This is a genomic window from Paraburkholderia caffeinilytica (assembly GCF_003368325.1).
Lineage (GTDB): Bacteria > Pseudomonadota > Gammaproteobacteria > Burkholderiales > Burkholderiaceae > Paraburkholderia > Paraburkholderia caffeinilytica.
The window spans coordinates 1,232,620-1,257,402 of sequence record NZ_CP031466.1 but is presented as its reverse complement, the minus strand read 5'-3'; the positions used below and the strand labels follow the sequence as shown (position 1 = coordinate 1,257,402).

Here is a 24,783-nt window from a genome sequence, read left to right as displayed (position 1 = left end):
CCGCATCGACTCAGCGCAAGCTGATGGTCGTGTTGACGCCGTCGTTGACGGTATCGTCGTCGAACCAGCGGGCCGTGACGGTTTTGGTCTGCGTGTAGAACTGCACGACCTGCTTGCCATAAGGCCCGAGGTCGCCGAGCTTCGAGCCGCGCGAGCCGGTAAAGCTGAAGAACGGCACGGGCACCGGAATCGGAATGTTGATCCCGACCTGGCCGATATCGATCTCGCTCTGGAATTTGCGCGCCGCCGCGCCGCTTTGCGTGAAGAGGCCCACGCCGTTGCCGAACGGATTGGCGTTGACGAGCGCGATCGCGTCATCGAGCGTCGCTGCGCTCAGCACCACCAGCACCGGGCCGAAAATTTCCTGGCGATAGATTTCCATCTCGGTGGTGACGTCGGTAAAGATCGTCGGGCCGATGAAATTGCCTTGCGCGTAGCCCGGAACCTTCACGTCGCGACCGTCGAGCGCCAGCGTCGCGCCCTCTTTCACGCCCGTTTCGATCAGGCCGAGAATGCGTTGCTTCGCGGCGCGCGAGACCACCGGACCGATGTCCGTATTCGGCTCGTTGCCCGCGTTGACCTTCAGCGTCTTCGCCTTCGCGACCAGATCCGGCAGCCATTGCTGCGCCGCGCCGACCAGCACGACCACCGAGGTCGCCATGCAACGCTGTCCCGCTGCGCCGAACCCCGCGCCTGCCAGCGCATTCAAGGTCTGCTCGCGATTCGCATCGGGCAGCACGACCGCGTGATTCTTTGCGCCCATCATCGATTGCACGCGCTTGCCGTGTTCGCTGCCGAGGCGATAGACATGCGTGCCCACCGCGGTCGAGCCGACGAACGAAATCGCTTTCACCAGTTCATGCGTGCACAGTGCATCGACCACCTCCTTGCCGCCGTGCACGACATTCAGCACGCCCTTCGGCACACCGGCTTCAAGCGCCAGTTCGACCAGTTGCATCGTCGACAACGGATCCTGTTCCGACGGCTTCAACACGAAGGTATTGCCGCAGACAATCGCCATCGGAAACATCCACAACGGGATCATCGCGGGGAAATTGAACGGCGTGATGCCGGCGCATACGCCGATTGGCTGACGCAACGTGTAGGTATCCACACCGCCCGCCACGTTCTCGGCAAATTCGCCCTGCTGCAAGGTGCCGATCGAGCAGGCATGCTCGACCACTTCAAGCCCGCGGAAGATGTCGCCTTCCGCGTCCGGAATCGTCTTGCCCTGCTCCGCGCTCAGGGTCCTGGCGACGCGCGGCGAATGCTCGCGAATCAGCGCCTGGAACTTCAGCATGATGCGCATGCGCGCACCGACCGGCGTGTCCTTCCACGTCTTGAACGCGGCATGCGCGGAGCGGATTGCTTCGTTCACTTCATCGGCGGTGGCGAACGGCACGCGTGCGAGCACCTCCTGCGTGGCCGGGTTGACGATGTCGCGCCATTCGGTGGTTTTGGATTCGACGAACTCGCCGTTGATCAGCAGTTTGACGGTGGCGGCCTGGTTCGAAGCAATTGCGCTCATGCTGGAACTCCTGTGCAGTGGCCGCGTGGCGGCCGGACAGTGATGTGGAATAAAAATAATCAACGCAGATCCGGGAAGTCCTCTTCCCAATACTCGCCCGGCAGGCGCGCGGGTTCGGCTTCGCGCTCCATTTCGCGGCGCCGCAATTCGACGCGGCGGATCTTGCCGGAGATGGTTTTCGGCAATTCGCTGAATTGCAGGCGGCGAATCCGCTTGTACGGCGCGAGTTTTTCGCGCGAGAACGCGAAGACCGCGCGTGCCAGTTCAGGGCTGGCTTCATAGCCCTGACGCACGGTGACGAACGCTTTGGGAACCGACAAACGCAGCGCGTCGGCGCTCGGCACCACGGCTGCTTCGCCGATCGCCTCGTGTTCGATCAGCACGCTTTCGAGTTCGAACGGGCTCAGCCGGTAGTCGGACGATTTGAAAACGTCATCGGCCCGGCCGACGTAGACGTAGTAGCCGTCATCACGCCGCAGTGCGACGTCGGAGGTGTGATAGAAGCCGTTGCGCATGGCTTGCGCGGTGGCGTTGGCGTTGTTCGCGTAGCCGGTCATCAAACCCAGCGGACGTTCGGCCAGGGGCAGCGAAATTTCGCCCTCGGTGACGGGTTGATCGTCCGCATCGAGGAGCTCGATCCTGTAGCCCGGCAGCGGACGGCCCATCGAACCCGGCACCACCGCTTGCCCCGGCGGGTTGCCGATCTGGCAGGTCGTTTCGGTCTGGCCGAAACCGTCGCGTATCGTGATACCCCACGCGTGCCTGACGCGTTCGATGATCTCCGGATTCAACGGCTCGCCCGCGCCGACGATCTCGCGCAGCTTGACCGGATAGTCGGCGAGATGCTCCTGCACCAGCATGCGCCAGACCGTCGGCGGCGCGCACAACGTGGTGACGTTGAAACGCACCAGCACGTCGAGCGTGTCTTTCGGCACGAAGCGCGGAAAGTTGAAAACGAACACGCAGGCCTGCGCATTCCACGGCGCGTAGAAGCAGCTCCACGCGTGCTTGGCCCAGCCCGGCGAGCTGATATTCCAATGGATGTCGTTCGGCTGCAGGCCGATCCAGTACATGGTCGACAGATGACCGATCGGATAACTCTGGTGCGTATGCTCGACGAGTTTCGGCTTGGACGTGGTACCTGAAGTGAAGTACAGCAGCAACGGATCGGTGGCGTGCGTGATGCCGTCGGGCGCGAATTGCGGCGATGCGTCGTAGGCCGCGGCAAGATCGATCCAGCCGTCGCGCGGCGTGCCGACCGAGATGCGCGTGAGCGGCGCGTCGAGTGCTTCGAACTTGGCCAGTTCCGCGCTATCGACCACCACGAACTGGGCGCCGCCGATCTGCACACGGTCGCGCACGTCGTCGGCGGAAAGCTGGGTGGTGGCCGGCAATACGATCGCGCCGAGCTTCATGGCCGCGAGCATCACGTCCCACAGTTCGACGCGATTCGGCAGCATCAGCAGCACGCGGTCGCCGCGCCCCACCCCGAGGCCGCGCAGGAAGTTCGCCATGCGCGACGAGCGCTCCGACATCTGCGCGTAGGAGAGACGCAGGCCGTCGCTTGCCGGATCGTCGACGATCCACAACGCCGGGTTGTCGTTATCTCGCGCGATCACGTCGAAGTAGTCGAGCGCCCAGTTGAACTCGCCTGGCGTCGGCCACGCAAATTCACTGTAGGCGCGGTCGTAGTCGGTTCGATGGCGCAATAGCAGGTCGCGCGCGTCGAGAAAGCCCTTCGCTGCAGTCATCGTCGTCTCCAAGTGGCGCGATATGCGCTCTGATTTTTGCCTGTGCATTTGCGCTGCCGGCAGGCTATTTTGCGCTCAAACGCCGTCTAACTTGCGTTTAAACATGCCGCGCGATAACCATCCGCTGCACTTCGCTGGTTCCTTCGTAAATCTGTGTGATGCGGGCGTCGCGATAGTGGCGCTCCACCGCATAGTCCTCCAGATAACCGTAGCCGCCATGAATCTGGATCGCATTCGAACAGATTTCCTCGGCGAGTTCCGATGCAAACAGCTTGGCCTGCGACGCCTCGGACAAACACGGCTTGCCCGCCGTGCGCAGCCGCGCCGCGTGATGCACGAGCAGACGCGCGGCGTTCAGGCGGGTCGCCATGTCGGCGAGCATGTTGGCGATGGTCTGGTGGTCCTTCAGCGCCTTGCCGAACTGGATGCGTTCGTTCGCATAGCGGCGTGCGGCATCGAACGCGGCCCGCGCGATGCCGACCGCCTGCGCCGCAATGCCGATGCGCCCGCCCTCGAGATTCGACAACGCGATGCGCAGGCCCTCACCCGGTTCGCCGAGCAGATTGGCTTCGGGCACCGCGCAATCGTCGAACGAGATCGGGCAGGTGTCCGAGGCGCGGATGCCGAGCTTGTGCTCGGGCTTGCCCACGTTGAAGCCCGGCGTATCGGTCGGCACGATGAAGGCGGACAGGCCGCGCTTGCCGCGGTCGGGATCGGTGACGGCGAACACGATCGCGAGGTTCGCGCGCGCCCCATTGGTCACGAACTGCTTGTTGCCGTTGAGAATCCATTTGCCGTCGCGCAGCACCGCGCGGGTGCGCAGATTGTTCGCCTCGGAGCCGGCTTGCGGCTCGGTCAGGCAGAACGCGCCGAGGCGGCGTCCGGTGGCGAGGTCGTGCAGATAGCGGTCTTTTTGCGCGTCCGTGCCGAAGTTCAGGATCGGCCCGCAGCCGACCGAGTTGTGCACGCTCATCAGCGTGGCGCAGGCGGCGCAGCCCGCGGCGATCTCTTCGAGGGCGAGCGCATAAGCTACGTAGTCCGTATAGGAACCTCCCCACTCGGACGGCACGATCATGCCGAGAAAACCCAGCTCGCCCATTTGCGTCACGACTTCCGCCGGCAGTGCCGCGTCGCGGTCCCACTGCCCGGCGTGCGGCGCGAGGCGCTCGGTGGCGAAGTCGCGGGCGGCGTCGCGGATCATCCGCTGTTCGTCGGTGTAGAAGCTGTCCATGGGTTCGGTCCTGTCATGTGCGTCGAGCCGCGGCGGCGAGGTGCTGCCTTGTTGCCCGCGACTCATCGCGGGCGGTGGCCGGCCTCGCCGTGGCATCGCCGGCCAAGGCGTTCCCGCGATGGGTTCAGGCCCAGTGTAAGGAAGCTGCTGGACAGGTTCGATGCTCAGCCCGATCATTCTGGTTGAGCGCATTTGCCATACCGGTATTGCGCAAACCCGATTCAGGCCGCATTTTCAAGGGCTTAGCGAATCGCCACAAGGAAAATGCTGAGCGCGTTTGCCAGATGACCATGAAAAACCCCAAAAACGCAAAGAACGACAAGGGCACGATTTCCGTCAGTCTCGTCGAAGAAGCGCTGGCGCTGGCGCGAGCGCGCGGTTTCGAAGCGCTGCCGCTCGCCGAAGCCGCCGGCATCGCGGCGCCGATGCTGGCGTCGCCGAAAAGCCGGGTCTCGTCGGCGCAGTACGGCGCGCTGTGGGCCGGCATCGCCCGCGCGCTGGACGACGAGTTCTTCGGGCAGGACTCGCACCGTATGAAAAGCGGCAGCTTCATCGCGATGACCCAATCCACGCTAAGCGCGCGCAATGGCGCGCAAGCGCTTGCGCGGGCGGTCGGCTTCATGCGGCTCGTGCTGGACGACCTTGGCGCGCAGATCGAAACGGATGCGCAGCGTGTGCGGTTGCGGTTTGTCGAACGCGAGGGCGCGAGGCCGCCCGCCATGTTCGCTTATGCGACCTACTTCATCGTCGTCTACGGCCTGCTGTGCTGGCTGGTCGGGCGGCGCATTCCGTTGCTCGAGGCGCGCTTTCGCTGCGCCGAGCCGCCTGCCGCCCATGAATACCGTCTGATGTTCTGCGACGACATGATGTTCGACCAGGCCGGCTCGTACGTCGATCTGTCGCCGGCATTTCTCGACCTGCCGGTGATCCAGACCACCAAGTCGGTCAAGCCGTTCCTGCGCGATGCGCCCGGCAGCTTCATCGTCAAGTACCGCAATCCCGGCTCGCTTGCCGCACGCGTGCGCAAGATGCTGCGCGCGCTGCCGATGTCAGGATGGCCGGCCGCCGACCAGATGGCGCTGCGCCTGCACGTCGCGGAGGCCACCATGCGGCGGCGTTTGAAACAGGAAGGCTATACGTATCAGTCGATCAAGGACGACTTGCGGCGCGATATCGCAATCGGCGAACTGCAGGACACCGATCGCACGATCGCGGACATCGCCGCCGCCGTGGGTTTTGCCGAGCCGAGCGCGTTTCATCGCGCGTTTCGCAAGTGGACCGGCATGCGGCCGACCGATTACCGGCCGGCGCGTGCGGATTTCACGCACCGCACGGAATCGGACTAAGCTGTAAGAAGCAGGCCAGCCTTTTTGGGGTATCGGCCCGCGCCGGTCGATACCCGTCGGCACGGCGCGGCAGCCGTCAGCGATGAGCACGTATCCGCGCCTCCCGTTCCGGCAGTCTGGTCCGCGCTTTGCGCTTATCCGTGGCGGAGTCGTGGGCCGGTTGATGCGCGGCATGACCGCGCTCGGCGTACTTTTGGCATTTGGATTCGCATTGTGCGAAAGCGCACCGCGAGTTGGGGTCGCCGAGGCCGCCATGGCGCCGAATAGCGTTGTCGTGATCCCGGTGAACGGCGCGATCAGTCCGGCAAGCGCCGACTTCATCGTGCGCAGCCTGCAGCGCGCCGACGACGAGCACGCGCAACTCGCCGTGCTGCAACTCGACACGCCCGGCGGACTGGATACCTCGATGCGGCAGATCATCAAGGCGATCCTCGGCTCGCCGGTGCCGGTCGCGACCTTTATCGCCCCGAGCGGCGCGCGAGCGGCGAGCGCCGGCACCTATATCGTCTACGCCAGCCATATTGCGGCGATGGCGCCGGGCACCAATCTCGGCGCGGCGACACCGATTCAGATGGGCATCGGCGGCGCGGAACCGCCCGCGGGCGGCGGCGGCATGCCTGGCTTGCCCGGCACGGGCGCGGGATCCGGCTCCGGTGCGCCGAAGAACGGGCCTGGCATGCCGGCGTCGGCGGATTCCGCGAACCCGGGTAACCCAGGTAACGCGGCTAATTCGGCTAATTCGGCTAATTCGGCTAATTCGGCTAATTCGGCTAATTCGGCTAACTCGGCTAACTCGGCTAACGCCGCAGCTGCCGCAAACGCCGCCAACTCGGCCAGTTCAACGCCCCCCGCGAACGCCGGCAACTCCGCCAGCGGCGCCCTGCCGCTCGACACCCAATCCACCGAACTGCGCAAGCAGGTCCACGACGCGGCCGCCTACATCCGCGGCCTCGCGCAAATGCGCGGACGCAACGCCGACTGGGCCGAGCGCGCCGTGCGCGAAGCCGTCAGCCTGTCGGCCAGCGAAGCGCTCGCGCAGCACGTAGTCGATCTGAATGCGCGCGACATTCCCGACCTGTTGCGCCAGGTGAACGGCCGCACGATCGGCACAAGCCGTGGCGACGTCAAGCTCAGCACCGCCAACGCCCCCGTCGTCACCCTCGAGGCCGACTGGCGCAGCCAGTTCCTCGCGGTGATCACCGATCCGAACGTCGCGCTGGTGCTGTTGATGATCGGCATGTATGGCCTCTTCTTCGAATTCGCCAATCCGGGCTTCGTGCTGCCTGGCGTGGTCGGCGCCATCAGTCTGCTGATGGGACTCTTCGCGATGCAGATGCTGCCGGTCAATTACGTCGGACTCGGCCTGATCTTTCTCGGCATCGCATTCCTGATCGGCGAGGCGTTTCTGCCGACCTTCGGCTCGCTCGGCTTCGGCGGCATAGTCGCGTTCGTCATCGGCTCGCTGATGCTGATCGATACCGACGTACCCGGCTACGGCATTCCGCTGCCCCTGATCGCGGCCGTGGCCGTGTTCAGCGTCGCGTTCGTGTTCGGGGTGTCGAGGCTCGCCCTGCGGGCACGCCGCCGGCCCGTGGTGACGGGCGCGGAAGGGCTGATCGGCAGTCTCGGCGTCGTGCTCGACGGCGGTCTGTCACCGGATGGCGGCCTGCCGCCTGGGGACGCGGCGGCGGGCGGCACGCTGGCCGGCTGGGCGCAGGTGCATGGTGAACGCTGGCGGGTGTCCAGCACGGCCCCGGTCGCGGCCGGTCACGCGGTGCGCGTCACGGCGCGGCGCGGACTGACGCTGACCGTGGTGCCCGCGGAAGCAGAACAACAAGGAGAACGCTCATGATCGGTTTCACATTCGGCTTCAGCAGCATTCTGATTCTGCTGGCGGCCGCGCTGATTGCTTCATCGATACGGATTTTTCGCGAGTACGAACGCGGCGTGGTGTTCATGCTCGGGCGCTTCTGGAAGGTCAAGGGGCCGGGCCTCGTGTTGATCATTCCGATCGTGCAACAGGTGGTGCGCATCGATTTGCGCACCGTCGTGTTCGACGTGCCGCCGCAAGACGTGATCACGCGCGACAACGTGTCGGTGAAGGTCAACGCCGTCGTGTATTTCCGCGTCGTCGATCCGGAGAAGGCCGTCATTCAGGTGGCGCGCTATTTCGAGGCGACCAGCCAGCTATCGCAAACCACGCTGCGCGCGGTGCTCGGCAAGCACGAACTCGATGAATTGCTGGCGGATCGCGAGCAACTCAACGCCGACATCCAGAAGGTGCTCGACGCACAGACCGACGCGTGGGGCATCAAGGTGGCGATCGTCGAGATCAAGCATGTGGACATCAACGAAACGATGATCCGCGCCATCGCCCGCCAGGCTGAAGCCGAACGCGAGCGGCGTGCCAAGGTGATTCATGCGGAAGGCGAATTGCAGGCCTCGCAGCATCTGCTGGAGGCGGCGCAGACGTTGGCGAGACAGCCGCAGGCCATGCAGTTGCGTTATCTGCAAACTCTCACGACGATCGCCGCCGACAAGAATTCGACGATCGTTTTTCCGTTGCCGATCGATCTGTTGAGCGCCGTGCTGGATCGCTTCAGCAAGCCGTCGGCCTCCTGAACCGGGGGGGCGCGCCGCTTCACTTTGGCCCGCTTTGGATCGCGGGGTGAAATGGTGCATTGCCTTTAATCGACTTACTCGGAATGCCCATCAAAATTAAGATTGTGGGGTCGCTTTTAACCGCTCCTTAGGAGCCGATCATGAAAATCGTTTCTCTGGTTGGACTCGGCGCGCTGTTGGCCGCCGTGAGTATGAGCAGTGCGTTCGCGCAGACTTCGCGTGCCTACGACCCGGCGGCACCGCTGACGCGTGCCCAGGTCAAGGCCGATCTGGCCGACTGGCGCGCGGCCGGCTACGATCCGCTCGACTGGATCGACTATCCGGACAACGCGCAGCGCGCGGGCCGCATCGTCGCCGCGCGGCGGGCGCAGCAGATGGGTGGGCGCATGACGCAGTAGTCGGTCTCAGGTCTCATCCGGGCCTTGAAGCGGCAGGCCGGGTCGCAGCCGACTGCAAGGGTCGCTGACGACGCCGGCCCTGGATGCTCTACCCATCCTGAAGCCGCGCGCGATAAATGCGGGTCGGCGGCCAGATAATCGCTGCTCGCCATTAGTTTGGTAGGTTGCAAAAGAATTGCAGGTTTTCATGAGCCGCGCCGACTTCCGGTTACCGGAGGTCCGGGAGCAGACGCCGATAACTCATAAGCCCCCTAAAAGCGAGGCATGGCGAAGCCCGCAAGATAGAACAAAACCACAAGAATGCTTCCAACCCCGAAACTGATGGTCCATTTTCGCGTCGACCAGCGCCTATACGCTACCGCATTGAGGATCGCGAAGCTCAGCGCCGGCGTGGACAGCGTCCCTAAAAGTGCCGAAATCACGACGACGCGCGGGCTGCAATGCTCCATGTCAGAGCAGCCGGAAGCTTTTGCGTGTGCTGCCGGCCAATCGAGATGGCTGAGTGTGTAAAGGGAAAGCCACGTCAATAGTAATCCCCAGAGGAAGCCCGATAAGGCGACCAGGAAACGTCTCACCTGACCTCCCAAAACAGGATTTGCCTAGAGTCTGAGAGGTTCGAGTATATGTTGTCTCTTCGCCCGCTCAACCAAGACAAGGGGTTGGGAATTTCCGGCATTCCGATCCGAAACCGCAGAAACGACTCCGCCGAAGGTGTAAGCGTGTCTTTGTTCCAGAGGTCAATGTGCCCGCCCGTTAGCTCGGGTCCCGAATCCCCATCCTGTCGCCAGTAGCCATAGAAGAAAATAATGCCAGTCCGGCCTTTCACCTTGCCTTGCCAGTCCGGGCCAGTTACGTCTTCGGCTGCTGGGACGCCGGCAAACGGCCTCAGTTGCAGCCATTCAGCCAGCTCGTATGCTCTCGTCGCGGTCGGTTTTTCATCGATCAGGATTCGACCCAAGCTGGACTTACCGGGCATTGGGTGGACGAGCTTCTGCGAGAATGACTTCATTTCGCTACCCACGCGATGGAATGTCACGCTCAAGCGAATCGCGCATTGGTTCGTGTAGTTGCCGTTGGGATCGTCGTAAGGATCGCTTGACGGGTAAGCGCTCCAGAGCTCCTGGAACGTCACGGCCTTCAGCGGTACCTCCTTGATCGAATTGGGCGTCGAGTTAGTCCGGACGACGGTTTTCTTGTTCGGCATACGTCAGGCACCATCCTGCATTACAAGGGCTTCGTCGCCCCAACACACGTTGTAGTTGTCCTGGAGGTCGGTGTAGACGCGCGGCAATTGGCCGTTGCGGTCAAGGCGACCCGAAAACATTCGGCCGTCCGCTGTCTCGATGAAATAGGGATAGCCTTCCGATGCGCCATGTCCGATCGCCCTGATCTGCTCATCGAACGCGCCAGATTCCTTTGGCATGGGACTGCCATCTGGCCGAAAGCCCATTGCCGCGAGTTCGTCGGACTCAAAGAACATCGAGGCGTTGTTCTGCGAAGCAATCAGCCGGGGCGCCGGGCTGCATTCGCAGATGCAAATGTCGTTTTCTAGTGCTGCCTGATTGCCCATGAGGAGCATCGTCCGGTAGGGCGGCACATTGCAGATGTAGCCCGTGGTCTTGCACGCGTGGCAGTATATCTGCGCTCCGTGATATGACAACGGTTTTCCATGATTCCGACAGGACTCTTCGGGCTGGACCACTACACCACCCGCCGTCGTTTGATCGCCCAGCACAATGAAGTAACGTTTCACGTCAAACGCCTCCGTTAGTCAAATTACCTTTCTAACCAACGAAAGTGATTTGCACAATATTCGAGATGGCGGCCCGACTATCCCTGACATGTGTCGCGCTTGCATGCCGCTGCAGCCTCCATGGAGCCTTCTAGAAGAAGACGACGTTTTTTCACGGCTGGCTTCCGTCCGAATCTTCGCAATTCACGCCGTCCCACCAGGCTCCGCCTGTCCCCGTGCCCCCGCAAGCCCACCGTCTCCGGCCACAACGTCGTAAATTCGCTTGCCGCGCCGCCGCGCGCGCTGGCAAGGTATCATCTCGCCCCTTCGGCAAGGCCGCAGTCGCGCAAACCGGTCCGGCGCCGCCAATCGTGATTACAATCCGCCCGTAGGCGTGGGCCACGTGGCGCATCGGTGGCGTGCCGGACGGCACGGTCGCCCGCTGATCGCCACGCATTGCCCGTATCAACCACAAGAAACGCTTTTTGAACAACGAGAGACCCGCCTCATGGACTCCATAAAACGATACTTCGGCTTCGACGCCGCCGGCACCAACCTGCGCACCGAAGTGCTCGCCGGGCTGACCACCTTCCTGACAATGGCCTACATCATCTTCGTCAACCCGGCGATTCTCGGCGACGCCGGCATGCCGAAGGACGCGGTGTTCGTCGCGACCTGCATCGTGGCCGCGCTGGCCTCGCTGATCATGGGTCTCTACGCCAACTACCCGATCGCGCTCGCGCCCGGCATGGGCCTGAATGCGTACTTCGCGTACACGGTCGTGAAGGGCATGGGCTTCACGTGGCAAGCGGCGCTCGGCGCGGTGTTCGTCTCCGGCTGCCTGTTCCTGATCGTCACGCTGTTTCGGGTGCGGGAGGTGATCGTCAACGGGATTCCGCATTCCATCCGCATTGCCATCACCGGCGGCATTGGCCTCTTTCTCGCGATCATTTCGCTGAAATCGGCCGGTGTCGTGGTCGGCAATCCGGCCACGCTCGTCACGCTCGGCGATCTGCATAACCCGCATGTGATTCTCGCGGTGATCGGCTTCTTTGCGATCGTCACACTCGACTATCTGCGGGTGCGCGGCGCGATCCTGATCGGCATTGTCGGCGTGACGGTGCTGAGCTTTTTCTTCGGCGGCAATCAGTTCCACGGCATCGTCTCCGCGCCGCCGTCGATTGCTCCGACGCTGTTCCAGCTCGACATTCGCGGCGCGCTCTCGGGCGGCGTGCTGAACGTGATCCTGGTGTTTTTCCTCGTCGAACTGTTCGACGCGACCGGCACGCTGATGGGCGTGGCCAATCGCGCCGGGCTGCTGGTCGAAGGCAAGATGTTCCGACTGAACCGCGCTCTGCTCGCCGACAGCACGGCGATTCTGGCCGGCTCGATGCTGGGCACCTCGTCGACCACCGCGTATATCGAGAGCGCCTCGGGCGTGCAAGCCGGCGGCCGCACGGGGGTGACGGCGCTCACCGTCGCCGTGCTGTTCCTTGCGGCACTGTTTTTCGCGCCGCTGGCGGGCGTGGTGCCAGGCTACGCGACGGCGCCGGCCCTGCTGTACGTCTCGTGCCTGATGCTGCGCGAAATGCTCGATCTGCCGTGGGACGACGCCACCGAAGTCGTGCCGGCCGCATTGACCGCGCTGCTGATGCCATTCACCTACTCGATCGCCAACGGCGTCGCGTTCGGTTTCATCTCGTATGCCGGCCTGAAACTACTGACTGGCCAGGCGCGCAAAGTGAAACTGGTGGTGTGGATCATCGCTGCGATTTTCCTGTTCCGCTATTTCTACCTCGGCAGCGAATGAGCGCGCCGGCCACGCCTAAGGCGAAGGCACGGGACACGGCTTGGCTTGGCTTGGCTTGGCTTGGCTTGGCTTGGCTTGGCTTGGCTTGGCTTGGCTTGGCTTGGCGCTGCACGATGCCACACCGCGCAACGCGTCGCAGCCTGACTGAAAACACTGCGGCATCGTCGCGGTGTCTGACCACGATGCCGCCTGGTTCAACAATCATTTTTACAGCCGCGCGAGTGCGGACCTGGGCGGCGCGAAGGGCCGCGGCCAGTGGACTATCCGTCTGAGGATCCGTTGAAGTGCGGACGCCGCGCCTGGGTTTGCGTCTCGTGTTGCTCTTGCGCGGCTGGTTCTGCTTTTCTGCTCTGCCCGCTCAGTGGGCCTACCTTTGAGCTTGCTGCCGGGCCTGTTTTCGGGCGGGTTCCCGCCAGGCGCCGATTCGCTCAGTTGCGCCAGTTCGCTTCATAGAAGCGCACGTAGCCGCTCCTCAGCACCAGACATTGCGCCCGCGTTTCCGATAGCAAACGGCGCGTGGCCGCTTCGATGCGGGCCCGGTGCGTGTCGAATGCGCCGACCATGTCCTCCAGACGCGGCGATGCGGCACCGAAGTGATCTTCCAGCGCTTCAGCGGTGATCATGCACTCCACCCTTTGCCCATCAACCATCGCCGGGAACGCCAAGGTAAGTTCGCGACCTGAATATTCAGGAGTTTCGTTCGGGAATAGGATCTGCATGGGAGTCACCTGAGAGGTTGGGTGCTGCGCATGGGTCGATTGGTACTGCGCACGCTGGTTGAGTCTGGTCGCACCTGCAGCGCTTTTTCCTCCTTGTCGAATGCCGGTGGCGCGGGTCCGTCACCCCACGATTGCGAGGGCGCCGTACTTCGCGCCCTGTGGAGGTGATTGGATTTACTGTAGACGAGTTCGGGCGCGGTGCAAGTTTTCCTTTTCGTTTGCTCGAATTCTGGTGCCTGACCGGGTGTTTTGAGCAGATGATTCTCCATTGCGCGACCCGGTTTTTTCCTGCCGCGCGGCTTGCGCCTGGGCCGCGCTTCGTCCTGTAATATCGGTGTTCGGCCGCAGTCGCGTATGTTGCACTGCGGAACGCAACCGCGGGCAACGCACCCGCCGGATCCGATAACCGGAGACATGCTTTGAGCCATCGTCCTGCCACGCCGCCCGCCATGGGCCGACCCGATGTCATCGCGCAAGCTCATGCCCGCTCGCTCGAAGTCGGCCTGCGCGCATCGGAAACGCCGGACTTCCATCCGCTGCGCCGGCTCGCGCTGCGTGAGCTCGTCGATCGCAATCAGTCGCTCTATACGCACGCGCTCCCCGTCATGGAGACGCTGCACGCGCAGATCGTCGACACGCAAAGCATGGTGCTGCTCACCGACAGCCACGGCGTGATCCTCCACAGTCTCGGTGACAGCGACTTTGTCGAAAAAGCCAATCGCGTCGCGTTGTGCCCGGGCGTGTCATGGGCCGAAGCGGATCGCGGCACGAACGCGATCGGCACCGCCCTGATCGACGGCCAGCCGACCGTCGTGCACGCCGGCGAACACTTCCTGCACGCGAACCGGATTCTCACCTGTTCGTGCGCGCCCATCGCGGATCCGTTCGGGCGCACCATCGGCGCGCTCGACGTCAGCGGCGACACGCGCGGCTTCCACAAGCACACACTCGCGCTCGTGCGGATGTCGGCGCAGATGATCGAAAATCATCTGTTCTCCAATCAATTCGTCGACGCCATTCGCATTCACTTTCATGCGCGCGCGGAATTCATCGGCACGCTGTATGAAGGGCTCGCCGCGTTCGCGCCGGACGGCACGTTCCTGTCCGCGAATCGCAGCGCGCTGTTTCAATTCGGGCAGCCGCTCGCCGAGCTGCTACGGCAGCCGTTCGACGCGCTGTTCGGCGTCGCCCTCGCCAGAGTGCTGCAGCAGATCGCGCGCGCGCCAGGCGAAAATATCGAACTGACGCTGCCGAGCGGCGTGCGCGTGGTCGCGCGCGGCGAATTTGCGGCGCCGCGTTATGTTGCTTCGGCAGAGGGCTTTCCTGACACAGCGCGTGCTGCCGCGTCCAGCAGCGCGCGTGCCGCGGCTCAGCCCTGCGAAACGGCGCCGCTCGCCACACTCGAAACGCTCGATACCGGCGATGCAACGGTCTCGGCGATCCTGCGGAGAGTCGCCAAGCTGCGCGGACGCGATATTCCCATTCTCGTACTCGGCAAAACCGGCACCGGCAAGGAGTGGCTCGCCCGCGCGATCCATCACGATTCGCCACGGCGGGCCGCACCCTTCGTCGCGCTGAATTGCGCATCGCTGCCCGATACGCTGATCGAGGCAGAGTTGTTCGGTTACGAAGACGGCGCGTTCACCGGCGCCAAGAAACGCGGCAGCGTCGGCAAGATCGTGCAGGCCGACGGCGGTACGCTGTTTCTCGACGAAATCGGCGATATGCCGCTCGCCCAGCAAGTGCGGCTGATGCGCGTGCTGCAGGAGCGCACCGTCGTGCCGCTTGGCGGCACACGGGCGATTCCGGTCGATCTGCGCATCGTCTGCGCGACCCACCGCAATCTGCGCGCGATGATCGAGGCCGGCACTTTCCGCGAAGACCTGTATTACCGGATCAACGGCCTTGTCGTCACCTTGCCGGCGTTGCGCGAGCGCAGCGATCTGGCGGCGCTCGTCGAGCGCATGCTGGCATTGCAGCCGGATGGCGAGCGGTTGCCGCGCCGCGTCTCCGATGAGGTGCTGGAGCGGTTTGCGCAATGCCGCTGGCCCGGCAATCTGCGGCAATTGGCCAACGTGCTGCGCACCGCAAGCATCATGGCCGAAGGCGCGGAGCAGATCGAACTCGAGGATTTGCCGGATGATTTTCTGCAGGACTGCGGGGGGGCGCCGGCCGACGCCGGCATCCAGACGCCCGTGGCGCTGTCGAGCAACGGCAACGGCAATGGCGGTGGCGACGGCAATGGCGGCGACGGACGCGAGAAGCCGGGTGCACCCGTGAATGCGTCGCCCGCGCGGATGGAAGATTGGCAGGCCACGCTGATCGCGCAAACGCTCGCGCGACTCGACGGCAATGTATCGGCTGCGGCGCGCGAGTTGGGGCTTGCGCGAAATACGGTGTATCGATATCTGCGGCGGAGCAACACGACTCATTGAAACGGCGACGCGAGAGCCTGGTGTTCGGTGTTCGTGGGACCTGGTGCTCCCGGGCCTCGTGGGAAGCGAGGTGTGCGACGTTAAGCGTGCAAAGCGTGCGCCAGGAACGTGTGTGCTGTAGGCACTCTGCGCTGCGTGTAAAGTGTGGCGCAATCCGTCACCGATTCACACGATGTCCGACTCTATCCGCCCGCCTCTCGTTCGCGTCGAGCCGCTCGGCCAAAGCTTCGAAGCGCCCGATTCGCTCACGATCCTCGAAGCCGCCGGCTTTGCGAATCTGCGTCTGCCGCGTTCGTGCCGCAACGGCACCTGCCGCACATGTCTATGCAAAATGACGGCGGGACGCGTGCGCTACACGATCGAGTGGCCGGGTCTGAGCCGGGAAGAAAAAGCGGAAGGCTACATCCTGCCGTGTGTGGCGATCGCGGAAACCGATGCGGTGATCGAAGCGCCGGACGCTATTGAATTACAGCAGCGCTAATCCAGGCGATATGCGCGGCCGGCCGGCCATCGGCGCCCCACCCAGGCCGCCTGAGTCCGGCGAAAGCGGGAAGCGGGAGGCAGCCCTCTCGCATGCCCTTCGCCGCCAGCCGGCGCGGCGCACGACGTACGCCGCATTCGGCCTTACCGCCCGTTGCCCATCGCCCGGGCGATTTTCTTGTCGGTGTTGTACTGGCTCAACGCATATACCGACCAGATCGCGGCCGGAATCCAGCCGATCAGCGTGATCTGCAGGATCAGACAGATGATGCCGGCAAACGGCCGGCCGATCGTGAAGAACTGGAACCACGGCAGAATGAGGGCAAGCAAAAGACGCATTCAGATTTCCTGTGTGTGTTTATATTGGCCTCGCCGCACACGTTCTTCGAGCACAATCGTGATGACGATTGCCTGAACGAGGCAGACTAGTTGATCGGTGCGAAGCGCGGCACCCTGGTGCCGTCGATTTCGACCAGCTCGAAAAACACCGAAGCCGGACGCGTCCAGATCGTACCATTGCCGGCTTTGTAGACGATCATCGTGATCGTCGGATCGGACTCCAGCGTGGCCTCGCAAACCAGCTCGTAAATACCGCCTTTGTAGTGTCGATAACGCACCATGCAGCTACTCCTGTTCGGGTCAACGGAATCTTACCAGTGAGGACAATGATGACGCTCGCCATCGCAACCGCCATCTCGGACGCAGACTCACCCAACTATCTCCTCAAAGTCGATGCGGGCACCCACAGCCTGCTCGGCGATGAAGGGCCTCGCGAAGGGGGGCAGGACAGCGGCCCGGCTCCCTTCGAATTCGTGCTCTCGGGTCTCGCGGCATGCACCGCCGCCACGCTCAGAATGTACATGCAGAGGAAAGCATGGCCGGGCGGCCGGATCAAAGTCGGCACGGAATTGCACGTCGAGCGCGACGGCGGTCAGTACATTCGGCGCACCGTATCCGTCGATGGTCCCCTCGACGACAGCCAGCGGACCCGCCTTGCCGAAATCTGCGAGAAGACACCCGTCACCCTGTTCGTCAAACGGGGCACACGGATCGACACGACAATGGAGCGGTGATAGTCGCTGTGTCTCGTTACGTCGGCATGGAGAGCGGCTCGCGGCCGGCAGAGGCAGTGCCATCCCACTGCGTGTCGAGAACCCTCAGCCGCCCTCTTTCATCTGCTTCAGAATCTTATAGACGGTGGCGCGCCCCATCGTCAGCACGGCGGCCACGTAGTTCGCCGAACTGCGGCCGCGAAACGCGCCCTGCGCGTGCAGCGCCTCGACGATCTCCCGCTTGTGTTCGCGCGTGAGCGCATTGATGCCGATTTGCCGCTCGCGCAGCCAGGTGTGCAGGAACGTGTTGATGCGGTCCTGCCAGTCGTCGCGGAACAGTTCCTCCGCGGGCGCGTCCGTCAGATTGCCGCCTTTGATGAACAGATCGAGCGTGGCGCGCACATCTTCGAACACAGCGATGTTGAAGTTGACGCACAGCATGCCGGCCGGCTTACCCTCGTCGTCGAACAGGATGTTGCTCACGCAACGCATGCGGCGGCCGTCCCAGTTGAGCTTCTCGTACGGTCCGATCGTCCGGCCGCGCGCCGCGTAGTGGACTTCGTCGAGCACCGAAGGGCCACCGACCTCGAGCTTCGACAGGTTGTTCACGAGATACGCGATGGTCTGATCGCGCAGGTCGTGAATCACGACTTCGGCACACGGATAGAACAGCGCCGCGATGCCGTCGGCAATGGGTGCGTAGCGGTCCAGCAGCAGGTCTTTCACAGGAGAGACGGTCGTCTTGCGCATCGAGAAATCGCAGTGTTCCAGAAATGCGGCACCGCTTTCGTCTCAATGAGCCAAAAGGGACGCCGAGGTTATGGCCGGCAGGCAATGCAAACCCAGCGATGCCGGGCGGCCAGGCGCTGCAACTCGCCATTGTAACGACCCCAATCGCCGGCGACGACCGTGACCGCATGGAGACACCGCGGCGCCTGTTTTATTGCGGGGCCGCATCACACGCCAGGCCTTGACAGGCGCTCGACAACCTGTTGCCCGGGGATTCCGGTTGTTGCATCCGCACGCGACGATTTTTGTTCGCTTGGCGAGCCATTTTTTTTCGTGCGATAAAAGAGCCATCTATCTCACGGAGCAACAGATGGCCACGCTCGAAGCGTTTCGCGCCGTGCTCGATGACGAAGGCACGCCGGAAATCATCCGCAATCACATCATCGATTCGCTGCAATACACGCTGCGCAATCACGGGCAGATTTTTACCTCGAAGGAAGTCGAATGGCTGGCCGGCTGGGATGATGCGCGTATTCCGCTCGCCGCTTCACGCGAGCTGCAAAAGCGGGTCGCCGAAACCACCCGCTGAAGCTCACCCGCCCTCCTCTCCCTGGCGGTCCGGCCCCATACACGGCGCGCCGGTCGTCACCAGGGCGCGCCGTTCGCGGCAGCCCTTTCTTGCCCAAAGCCCCGCCGGCTGGGCGGTTTGTCCGCACGCGGAACTTTTTGCTATCCAATTAGACCCATTTAGTGCATCATATTGGAATAGCTGTATTCCGCATCCGCACGGCCAGCCTTAAAAAGCAGCCATACGCGCGGTAATACAAGCGGCAAGTATCAAGCACAGTATCAATTGGCGTCCCCGCACCACCCCCGACTGTTCGACCGCTGCCTGTCAGCGATCCCGTCACTCCGGCAATGCGCCGCCTGCATTCGCCGCCGCGAGTTGTGCAGCTGAGTGGTTCATTTACGCGCCCGGTGTCTGCGCGACATCAGCGTGTTTCTTCTCCATCGAATCCGCGATTTTGCGCGGCCGCGCTCATGCCCTCGCCATCGGGCCTGTGCCAACCTTTTTCCATGGCGGCGCGCCCTTGGGTGCTGCGCTGCCGGGTCCGTTGTGGCGCGCGTAACACGCGTGACACGGGGGCCACGTAATACAGGACACGTGTTTCATGAATTCAGTTGTCAAGACGTACAAGGGTTACGAAATTCACCCGCTCGTCTATCCGCGCCGCCCGGCGGACGGTCAGACGAGCCGTGATCCGGGCGCGGGCTACGACGCGTCGGTGCGCATCTGCCGCGTGGGCGCCAATCCGGCGGCCGACGGGCGTGTGTTCCGTCTGCAGTACCTGTTTCCGTTCGACGGCACGGGCAAGGCGCGCATTGCGTGCATGGCTCATGCCGAGCAGCTGATCGACGGCCGCGTAGACGGCCAGTCCGTCGCCGATCTTTGAGCGGTACTATCAGCGAATCCGCTGGTGCCGCAGCAGCTGGCCTGAAAGCCAACTGTCAACCGTATCAGATGTTGCACCGGGCTCATGCCCGGCCAACACCCACTTATCCCATCGACCAGGAGTTATGCATGGCGAAAGAAGAACTGCTTGAACTTGACGGTATCGTCGACGAAGTACTTCCGGATAGTCGTTACCGCGTGACGCTCGACAACGGCGTCGTGGTTGGCGCCTACGCGTCCGGACGCATGCGCAAGAACCATATCCGTATTCTCGCGGGCGACCGCGTGACGCTGGAACTGTCGGTTTACGATCTGACCAAAGGCCGGATCAACTTCCGTCACAAAGACGAACGCGCGGGCGGCGGCGGTGGCGCGGCCGGCGCACGCAACACGCAATTCCGTCGCCGCTAAGGCTGATGACGGCACGCTGACCGCTCGTTAGCGGTTGTTGCGTGGCCCTTGCGTGTGGCTCGTGCGCGGCTCGTGCTCGGCCTGTGTGCCGCTGATTGCTACTGATTGCTGCCGTTGTTCCCGAAGCCTTTCGCGCGCCCCACTCCGGCCTGACTCGCTGATTCGAGCCTGAGCGGCGCGCCGCGGCGTCGCACGCGTTACCCCTCCTCTTTTACCCTCCGAACACCGCTCCAAGACTCTCTCCGGCGGCGCTTTTGCGCACCTGCTCGACGACCCGCTCCTCCAACTCCGACAGGTGTTCGCGCATTGCCGCGAGGGCCGCATGCAGGTCTCCCGCGTCGAGCGCCTCGATGATCTCCATGTGCTCGTCCGCGGAGCAGGTCGAACCCTTCGACGGGTCGAATAACGCCTTGTACAACTCCGTTTTCGCGACGAGTTGCCCGACCAGGCCAAGCAATTCCGTACCGCCCGCCAGCTCCGTCAACAACACGTGAAACTGACCCGCAAGCCGCACGGATTCCTCGACCGCGCCGGCGCGTGAGGCCTTCTCTTCGCTGCGCACGTGAGCGCGCAGGCGTCGCTTGTGAGCCGCACTCAAACTCCCGCATAAAGCCGCGACGATGCCCGCCTCGACAATCTGCCGGGCGCGATACACCTGACGAATGTCCTCTTCCGATGGCGACGGCACAAACGCGCCGCGATTCGCCGCGAGCACCAGCTTGCCCTCGAAGCCAAGCCGCGCGAGCACCTTGCGCAACGCGCCGCGCGTGCAACCGAACGCGGCAGCGAGATCGCGCTCGACCAGTTGCGCGCCCGGGCGCAAGCGGCCTTGCAATAACGCCGCGGTGATCGACGCGTAAATACGCTCGTCGACGCTGATCGCGTCGTCGCCGGACGCGCTGCGGACGGACAAGTCGGCGCCGGTGGACGGCGTATGCGAGGAACGCGAGGAGCGGGAGGCCATGAATTCAGTGACGGAAAACGGAGCGATATCGCCCGGCATTGTAGCGACGCGGGATGACGGACGCCATCCGCCGGCGCTCGGACTTATACCGGACATCAGAAAAATGGTTAACCATTTTAAGTTATTATGGTTGACCAAAAATGGCCTCGGGCGATCTTTTTCCACCCTGCCCGAGGCGCGTTGCCCGTCTTGCCGCCGCCGGTTGTGCAGCCTCCTCTTCCCGCTCGCAAGGCGCCGCCCACTCACGCATCCAGGTCCATCGTGAATTCGCACTCCAGCGCCAGCTCGCCCCAAACCCATGCCAACGACGCATCCCAAGCGCTCACGTGGCGGGACACGTTATGGTTGTGCGCGATCGTCTTGATCGGCGTCAATCTGCGTCCGTTGCTGACGTCGATCAGCCCGTTGATGACGACGATCCGCGACGCAACGGGGTTGAGCTTTTACGGCGCGTCGTTGCTGACCAGCCTGCCGGTCGTCGCGATGGGCATCGGCGCATTCGGCGCCGATGCGCTAAACCGCTCGATCGGTGAAACGCGCGGCGTTGCGCTCGGTTTGCTGGCCATCGCGCTTGCCTGCGGCACACGCTGGACGGCCACCGGCGGCGCCGTGCTCCTTGCAACGGCGGCACTCGCGGGCGCCGGTGTCGCCGCGATCCAGGCGCTGCTGCCCGCCGTCATGAAGCAGCGCTTCCCGGCGCACGTGCCGCTGGCGATGGGCGTTTTTTCGGCATCGATCATGGGCGGCGGCGGCCTCGGGGCGCGCTTGAGTCCGTGGGTGAGCGCCGCCACGGGATCGTGGCATGCGGGGCTTGCTGTCTGGGCTACTCCCGCTGTCGCCGCGTTGCTGTGCTGGCTGGGGTTGAACCGCCGGTCGTCGCATGGCGCCGAGGCGCAGTCCGCTCCGGCAGACGCGATGTCTCGCCCGCTGTGGCGCAAGCGGCGCGCGTGGACGCTTGGGTTGTACTTCGGCATCGTCAACGGCGGATATACGACGCTCATCGCGTGGTTGCCGGCGTTCTACCAGCAGCGTGGCGTGAGTGTCGCGGATAGCGGTTCGCTGCTTGCCGGCATGACGGTGTTTCAGGCTGCGTCGGCTTTGTTGCTTCCGCTGGCCGCAGCGGCGTTCCGGGATCGACGGCCGTGGCTGGTTATAGGGTTGTCGGCTCAATTCGCCGGGTTGCTCGGGTTGATCCTGTGGCCCGATGCGGCGCCGCTGGTCTGGGTCGGCGTTGCCGGCGCGGGACTTGGCGGGACGTTCTCGCTGACGCTCGTCACGGCCATGGATCATTCGGCCGATCATCGCGTCGCGGGCAAACTGGTCGCGTTTACTCAGGGCGTCGGATTTATTGTGGCCGCCGTCACGCCCGTTCTGGCAGCGATCGTTCGGGGCTGGAGCGGCGGGTTCTGGGCCGTCTGGGTCATGCTGGCGGTCAGCGCGGCTCTCATGATTGCCGTCAGCGGTTTGTTTTCGCCCCGGAGCTACGGGAGATGGTATTGATCTGGGGCGCTTCTTTCCTCCCGCTTCTTTGTCTGGCGAGGCGTAGTCCCGCTCTCGGTCAGACAACCTGAGTCGATCCGTTAGCCTGCCCGACTTACGCGATTTACCCGATTTGCACGACCCCGCGACTATCCCGCGCCAGCGGTCCTACACGCTCGGCAAACTATCCGACGAACAAATAGAAAAGCCCGATAGCTTATATCGATCAAGCTATTTATTATCCTGCTCACGCCATTCAACGAGCGCAACCACAACAAATCAGAGAGCTAACTGACAACGGCGGAAGATGGGCGCATAGCACAAGACGCCACCCACGGTGATTAGTCAGGAATCTTAAAACAGTCGAAACATAGCCGGTGCGAGAAGCGCAACGATAGGCGCGCGCTCGTGGCTCCGGGGTTATGTCCGCAGTACGACTACTCAAAAACAGGGGCAATCATTTCCATGTCGTACGAGGTAGGAAAGAGATGCACAAAGAGAAACACGAGGGCGCGCGGAACGGCGCCCTCAACGCCGTAACAGGTATCGGCACGCTGTGGTCAAACATAAAAACGCGCCGCTTGCCGATCGGTGCGGCCTGTTTATCCTTTTCGCTGGCACTCACAGCGTGTGGCGGCAACAACGGCAGCGACAACCACAACGATACGGCTGCCGCCACGACAACACCGACACTCGAGCAAACCGCGGCGTTGGCGGCTTCGTCCGACAGCGTTCCCCTACCGATGTCGTTGAAGATGAACACGAGCGGTTTGTCATCGGAAGCGTCTAACGACCGCTTCATTATCAAATATAAAACCGGCACCGCAGAAGACAGATCAGCCTCGGCCGTCCAGGCGAAACTGGACCGGCTGGAGAACGCATTTCCTGCGAGAGCACGCCATTTGCGCCGCATGGGCATCGGTTCGGACGTGGTGACAACCGGGAGAAAACTGAACGGCAAGGATGCGAGGGCGTTCATGCGCGCCATTGCCTCGGACCCAAACGTCGAATACATCGAAGCCGATACGGAAATGTCCACGACGATGGTTCCGAACGATCCGGAATACAGCAGGCAATGGGGTTTGACTTCCAACCAGAAACCCGGCATCACGACAGCGGGCATACGGGCAGAGAGCGCATGGGATATGGCAAACGGCGCGGGCGCCGTGATCGCGGTGGTGGACAACGGCGTCACCAGTCACAGCGATCTGAACGCCAACGTCCTGCCCGGTTACGACTTCACCGCGAACAACCGCGGCGGCAACGGCACCAACCCCGGCGTCACGACGGAAAATTGTTCGGTCCAGTGGCATGGCACGCACGTGGCGGGCATCGCCGCTGCGCTGACCAACAACGGCAGCGGCATAGCCGGCGTTGCACCCGCGGCGAAGGTCGTCCCGGTCCGGGTCATGAATGCGTGCGGAATTGGTTTTACCTCTGACATCACTGACGGCATTGTGTGGGCAGCCGGTGGGAGTGTCGCGGGAGTCCCTGGCAACGCTTACCCGGCGAAGGTGATCAATGTGAGTCTTGGCGGCAGCGGCGCCTGCGGCACGACGTTTCAGAACGCCATCGACTACGCCACCAGTCGAGGCGCGGTAGTCGTCGCGGCAGCCGGCAATAATAGTTCTAGCGCGACGAATTTCTCGCCCGCGAACTGTCGGAACGCGATCAGTGTCGGTGCGATTAACCGGCCGGGCTTGAGGTACGTCGTGTCGAACTTCGGGCCGGCCGTGGATCTTGCTGCGCCTGGCGACTCGATCTGGTCGACGTATAACAACGGAAACGCCGCCCCAGGCACTGAAGGGTATGGATACAGTTCCGGCACGTCGATGGCGGCGCCGATGGTCAGCGGCGTTGCGGCACTTGTCCAGTCCGTCGCGCCTGCACCCTTGACGCCGGTGGAAATACGAACCCTGCTCACACAGAGCGTGCAACCGTTTCCCACGGGCAAGCCGGATCAGCCGATCGGAGCGGGCATTCTGGATGCGGCCGCAACCGTCATGGCCGCCAGGTCCGGGAAAATTCCAGCGGCAGCGGACTTCACATGCTCGCAATCGCGCGTGATCATGCAGGTGACGTGTAAAGACCTGTCCACTGCCAGAGGCGCACCGATCAAGTCATGGATCTGGAATTTCGGCATGGGTGGTCCCGATATGGTACGCACCCAATCGGTCACGCCGTATGCGAACTATGACTATCCTGGCACTTACGAAATCACGTTCACCGTGACGGATAGCACCGGAGCGGCAAGTACGCTGACGCGTCCGTTCCAGGTGCTGCCGCCGAATGTCACGGACCTGAGCGTGAATATCCCGCTGAAGCTCTCGGCCAGCGTCGACGAAATGCTGCACTATGGCCTGGTCGTACCCGCGGGCGTCAAGAGCCTGACCTTTACGCTGACGCCAGGGACATCCAGCCAAACCGCCGGTCTGTACATACGGGCGGGCACGCCCTCCTTCCTCCACCCGGACTGCCAGTCAGCCATGGTGAGAGGCGGCGCGGCCACCTGCACGATCTCCAATCCGGCGCCTGGCACCTACTACGCTATTGTCAGCGCCAGCACACAGTTGAGCGGCGTTTCTCTCCTCGCGACCAACACGCAATAAGCCGGTCGCGCCAGAATCAAGCCCCTGCGTCGCG

The 24,783-nt window shown here is 63.2% G+C and carries 25 protein-coding genes; 13 read left to right on the top strand and 12 right to left on the bottom strand.

Annotation, left to right across the window (positions count from 1 at the left end; all coding sequences use genetic code 11):
• Positions 1–10: 10 nt before the first annotated feature.
• From DSC91_RS05700 to DSC91_RS05690, 3 genes are all read right to left on the bottom strand, one after another.
• Positions 11–1,528 carry a CoA-acylating methylmalonate-semialdehyde dehydrogenase gene (locus DSC91_RS05700; RefSeq protein ID WP_115777227.1) on the bottom strand — a complete coding sequence of 506 codons (1,518 nt, stop codon included), beginning with the start codon at positions 1,526–1,528 and terminating at the stop codon, positions 11–13.
• A gap of 59 nt (positions 1,529–1,587) precedes the next feature.
• Positions 1,588–3,279: an AMP-binding protein gene (locus DSC91_RS05695; protein WP_115777226.1), complete on the bottom strand. Its 1,692-nt coding sequence runs from the start codon at positions 3,277–3,279 to the stop codon at positions 1,588–1,590.
• Between the two features lie 97 nt (positions 3,280–3,376).
• Complete coding sequence (locus tag DSC91_RS05690; protein WP_115777225.1) at positions 3,377–4,510, bottom strand: acyl-CoA dehydrogenase family protein; 1,134 nt, start codon at positions 4,508–4,510, stop codon at positions 3,377–3,379.
• Between the two features lie 290 nt (positions 4,511–4,800).
• Between DSC91_RS05690 and DSC91_RS05685 the strand changes: the two genes are divergently transcribed.
• From DSC91_RS05685 to DSC91_RS05670, 4 genes are all read left to right on the top strand, one after another.
• A complete protein-coding gene (locus DSC91_RS05685; protein ID WP_115779707.1) occupies positions 4,801–5,856 on the top strand; it encodes an AraC family transcriptional regulator in 1,056 nt (351 codons plus the stop codon).
• 82 nt (positions 5,857–5,938) lie between these two features.
• Entirely contained in the window at positions 5,939–7,708 is a 1,770-nt protein-coding gene (locus tag DSC91_RS05680) for an NfeD family protein (protein WP_115777224.1), read from the top strand.
• Positions 7,705–8,478, top strand: coding sequence for a slipin family protein (locus tag DSC91_RS05675; protein ID WP_115777223.1), 774 nt, complete (start codon positions 7,705–7,707; stop codon positions 8,476–8,478). The genes DSC91_RS05680 and DSC91_RS05675 overlap by 4 nt, the downstream gene beginning before the upstream one ends.
• A gap of 140 nt (positions 8,479–8,618) precedes the next feature.
• Positions 8,619–8,876, top strand: a complete 258-nt coding sequence (locus DSC91_RS05670; RefSeq protein ID WP_115777222.1) for a DUF4148 domain-containing protein — start codon at positions 8,619–8,621, stop codon at positions 8,874–8,876.
• 251 nt (positions 8,877–9,127) lie between these two features.
• Here the strand turns inward: DSC91_RS05670 and DSC91_RS38170 are convergent, their stop codons facing one another.
• Genes DSC91_RS38170 through DSC91_RS05655 form a run of 3 tightly spaced genes read right to left on the bottom strand, consistent with a single transcriptional unit; the run spans position 9,128 to position 10,629 of the window.
• The gene (locus tag DSC91_RS38170; protein ID WP_229758230.1) at positions 9,128–9,451 is read right to left on the bottom strand and encodes a hypothetical protein; all 324 of its coding nucleotides are present in this window, start codon (positions 9,449–9,451) and stop codon (positions 9,128–9,130) included.
• Positions 9,448–10,080 carry a type VI secretion system amidase effector protein Tae4 gene (locus DSC91_RS05660; protein WP_115777220.1) on the bottom strand — a complete coding sequence of 211 codons (633 nt, stop codon included), beginning with the start codon at positions 10,078–10,080 and terminating at the stop codon, positions 9,448–9,450. Before DSC91_RS05660 ends, DSC91_RS38170 begins: the two co-directional genes overlap by 4 nt.
• 3 nt (positions 10,081–10,083) lie before the next feature.
• Complete coding sequence (locus tag DSC91_RS05655) at positions 10,084–10,629, bottom strand: PAAR domain-containing protein (protein ID WP_115777219.1); 546 nt, start codon at positions 10,627–10,629, stop codon at positions 10,084–10,086.
• A 487-nt stretch (positions 10,630–11,116) separates the two neighbouring features.
• Here DSC91_RS05655 and DSC91_RS05650 point away from each other — a divergent pair, with 487 nt between their 5' ends.
• Positions 11,117–12,418, top strand: coding sequence for an NCS2 family permease (locus DSC91_RS05650; RefSeq protein ID WP_115777218.1), 1,302 nt, complete (start codon positions 11,117–11,119; stop codon positions 12,416–12,418).
• Positions 12,419–12,846: 428 nt separating this feature from the next.
• Here the strand turns inward: DSC91_RS05650 and DSC91_RS05645 are convergent, their stop codons facing one another.
• Entirely contained in the window at positions 12,847–13,137 is a 291-nt protein-coding gene (locus tag DSC91_RS05645) for a DUF1488 family protein (RefSeq protein WP_007177602.1), read from the bottom strand.
• 419 nt (positions 13,138–13,556) lie between these two features.
• Between DSC91_RS05645 and DSC91_RS05640 the strand changes: the two genes are divergently transcribed.
• Both DSC91_RS05640 and DSC91_RS05635 read left to right on the top strand, forming a co-directional pair.
• On the top strand, positions 13,557–15,572 hold the full coding sequence (locus DSC91_RS05640) for a sigma-54-dependent Fis family transcriptional regulator (RefSeq protein WP_175171833.1): 2,016 nt from the start codon (positions 13,557–13,559) through the stop codon (positions 15,570–15,572).
• Between the two features lie 172 nt (positions 15,573–15,744).
• Positions 15,745–16,053, top strand: coding sequence for a 2Fe-2S iron-sulfur cluster-binding protein (locus tag DSC91_RS05635; protein ID WP_115777216.1), 309 nt, complete (start codon positions 15,745–15,747; stop codon positions 16,051–16,053).
• A gap of 143 nt (positions 16,054–16,196) precedes the next feature.
• Here DSC91_RS05635 and DSC91_RS05630 read toward each other — a convergent pair whose 3' ends face one another.
• Positions 16,197–16,391 (bottom strand): YqaE/Pmp3 family membrane protein, encoded by a 195-nt coding sequence (locus tag DSC91_RS05630; RefSeq protein ID WP_115777215.1) that lies wholly within the window; start codon positions 16,389–16,391, stop codon positions 16,197–16,199.
• Positions 16,392–16,477: 86 nt separating this feature from the next.
• Entirely contained in the window at positions 16,478–16,672 is a 195-nt protein-coding gene (locus DSC91_RS05625; RefSeq protein ID WP_115777214.1) for a DUF1653 domain-containing protein, read from the bottom strand.
• A gap of 48 nt (positions 16,673–16,720) precedes the next feature.
• Between DSC91_RS05625 and DSC91_RS05620 the strand changes: the two genes are divergently transcribed.
• Complete coding sequence (locus DSC91_RS05620; RefSeq protein WP_115779706.1) at positions 16,721–17,125, top strand: OsmC family protein; 405 nt, start codon at positions 16,721–16,723, stop codon at positions 17,123–17,125.
• A gap of 84 nt (positions 17,126–17,209) precedes the next feature.
• Here DSC91_RS05620 and DSC91_RS05615 read toward each other — a convergent pair whose 3' ends face one another.
• Positions 17,210–17,854, bottom strand: a complete 645-nt coding sequence (locus DSC91_RS05615; RefSeq protein ID WP_115777213.1) for a helix-turn-helix transcriptional regulator — start codon at positions 17,852–17,854, stop codon at positions 17,210–17,212.
• A gap of 349 nt (positions 17,855–18,203) precedes the next feature.
• Between DSC91_RS05615 and DSC91_RS05610 the strand changes: the two genes are divergently transcribed.
• The 3 genes from DSC91_RS05610 (at position 18,204) to infA (ending at position 19,697) form a co-directional block, all read left to right on the top strand.
• Positions 18,204–18,422 carry a hypothetical protein gene (locus DSC91_RS05610; RefSeq protein ID WP_028194708.1) on the top strand — a complete coding sequence of 73 codons (219 nt, stop codon included), beginning with the start codon at positions 18,204–18,206 and terminating at the stop codon, positions 18,420–18,422.
• A gap of 583 nt (positions 18,423–19,005) precedes the next feature.
• Positions 19,006–19,287, top strand: coding sequence for a hypothetical protein (locus tag DSC91_RS05605; protein ID WP_115777212.1), 282 nt, complete (start codon positions 19,006–19,008; stop codon positions 19,285–19,287).
• Between the two features lie 128 nt (positions 19,288–19,415).
• A complete protein-coding gene (infA, locus tag DSC91_RS05600) occupies positions 19,416–19,697 on the top strand; it encodes a translation initiation factor IF-1 (RefSeq protein ID WP_115777211.1) in 282 nt (93 codons plus the stop codon).
• Between the two features lie 211 nt (positions 19,698–19,908).
• Here the strand turns inward: infA and DSC91_RS05595 are convergent, their stop codons facing one another.
• Positions 19,909–20,661, bottom strand: a complete 753-nt coding sequence (locus DSC91_RS05595) for a GntR family transcriptional regulator (protein WP_175171830.1) — start codon at positions 20,659–20,661, stop codon at positions 19,909–19,911.
• 261 nt (positions 20,662–20,922) lie between these two features.
• Here DSC91_RS05595 and DSC91_RS05590 point away from each other — a divergent pair, with 261 nt between their 5' ends.
• Positions 20,923–22,161: a cyanate transporter gene (locus DSC91_RS05590; RefSeq protein ID WP_229758231.1), complete on the top strand. Its 1,239-nt coding sequence runs from the start codon at positions 20,923–20,925 to the stop codon at positions 22,159–22,161.
• Between the two features lie 436 nt (positions 22,162–22,597).
• Here the strand turns inward: DSC91_RS05590 and DSC91_RS38000 are convergent, their stop codons facing one another.
• Positions 22,598–23,119: a hypothetical protein gene (locus tag DSC91_RS38000; protein ID WP_208645733.1), complete on the bottom strand. Its 522-nt coding sequence runs from the start codon at positions 23,117–23,119 to the stop codon at positions 22,598–22,600.
• On the opposite strand from DSC91_RS38000, the gene DSC91_RS05585 reads away from it, so the two are divergent.
• Positions 23,118–24,749 carry a S8 family serine peptidase gene (locus DSC91_RS05585; RefSeq protein WP_208645732.1) on the top strand — a complete coding sequence of 544 codons (1,632 nt, stop codon included), beginning with the start codon at positions 23,118–23,120 and terminating at the stop codon, positions 24,747–24,749. The genes DSC91_RS38000 and DSC91_RS05585 overlap by 2 nt on opposite strands.
• Positions 24,750–24,783 lie beyond the last annotated feature (34 nt).

Coding starts and splice junctions, on each gene's coding strand:
- DSC91_RS05680 (WP_115777224.1), top strand. CDS start 5,939: ATGAGCACGTATCCGCGCCTCCCGTTCCGGCAGTCTGGTCCGCGCTTT.
- DSC91_RS38000 (WP_208645733.1), bottom strand. CDS start 23,119: ATGAACGCCCTCGCATCCTTGCCGTTCAGTTTTCTCCCGGTTGTCACC.
- DSC91_RS05695 (WP_115777226.1), bottom strand. CDS start 3,279: ATGACTGCAGCGAAGGGCTTTCTCGACGCGCGCGACCTGCTATTGCGC.
- DSC91_RS05610 (WP_028194708.1), top strand. CDS start 18,204: ATGGCCACGCTCGAAGCGTTTCGCGCCGTGCTCGATGACGAAGGCACG.
- DSC91_RS05690 (WP_115777225.1), bottom strand. CDS start 4,510: ATGGACAGCTTCTACACCGACGAACAGCGGATGATCCGCGACGCCGCC.
- DSC91_RS05675 (WP_115777223.1), top strand. CDS start 7,705: ATGATCGGTTTCACATTCGGCTTCAGCAGCATTCTGATTCTGCTGGCG.
- DSC91_RS05645 (WP_007177602.1), bottom strand. CDS start 13,137: ATGCAGATCCTATTCCCGAACGAAACTCCTGAATATTCAGGTCGCGAA.
- infA (WP_115777211.1), top strand. CDS start 19,416: ATGGCGAAAGAAGAACTGCTTGAACTTGACGGTATCGTCGACGAAGTA.
- DSC91_RS05605 (WP_115777212.1), top strand. CDS start 19,006: ATGAATTCAGTTGTCAAGACGTACAAGGGTTACGAAATTCACCCGCTC.
- DSC91_RS05685 (WP_115779707.1), top strand. CDS start 4,801: ATGAAAAACCCCAAAAACGCAAAGAACGACAAGGGCACGATTTCCGTC.
- DSC91_RS05700 (WP_115777227.1), bottom strand. CDS start 1,528: ATGAGCGCAATTGCTTCGAACCAGGCCGCCACCGTCAAACTGCTGATC.
- DSC91_RS05595 (WP_175171830.1), bottom strand. CDS start 20,661: ATGGCCTCCCGCTCCTCGCGTTCCTCGCATACGCCGTCCACCGGCGCC.
- DSC91_RS05650 (WP_115777218.1), top strand. CDS start 11,117: ATGGACTCCATAAAACGATACTTCGGCTTCGACGCCGCCGGCACCAAC.
- DSC91_RS05660 (WP_115777220.1), bottom strand. CDS start 10,080: ATGCCGAACAAGAAAACCGTCGTCCGGACTAACTCGACGCCCAATTCG.
- DSC91_RS05585 (WP_208645732.1), top strand. CDS start 23,118: ATGCGCGCCATTGCCTCGGACCCAAACGTCGAATACATCGAAGCCGAT.
- DSC91_RS05625 (WP_115777214.1), bottom strand. CDS start 16,672: ATGGTGCGTTATCGACACTACAAAGGCGGTATTTACGAGCTGGTTTGC.
- DSC91_RS05630 (WP_115777215.1), bottom strand. CDS start 16,391: ATGCGTCTTTTGCTTGCCCTCATTCTGCCGTGGTTCCAGTTCTTCACG.
- DSC91_RS05615 (WP_115777213.1), bottom strand. CDS start 17,854: ATGCGCAAGACGACCGTCTCTCCTGTGAAAGACCTGCTGCTGGACCGC.
- DSC91_RS05620 (WP_115779706.1), top strand. CDS start 16,721: ATGACGCTCGCCATCGCAACCGCCATCTCGGACGCAGACTCACCCAAC.
- DSC91_RS05670 (WP_115777222.1), top strand. CDS start 8,619: ATGAAAATCGTTTCTCTGGTTGGACTCGGCGCGCTGTTGGCCGCCGTG.
- DSC91_RS05635 (WP_115777216.1), top strand. CDS start 15,745: ATGTCCGACTCTATCCGCCCGCCTCTCGTTCGCGTCGAGCCGCTCGGC.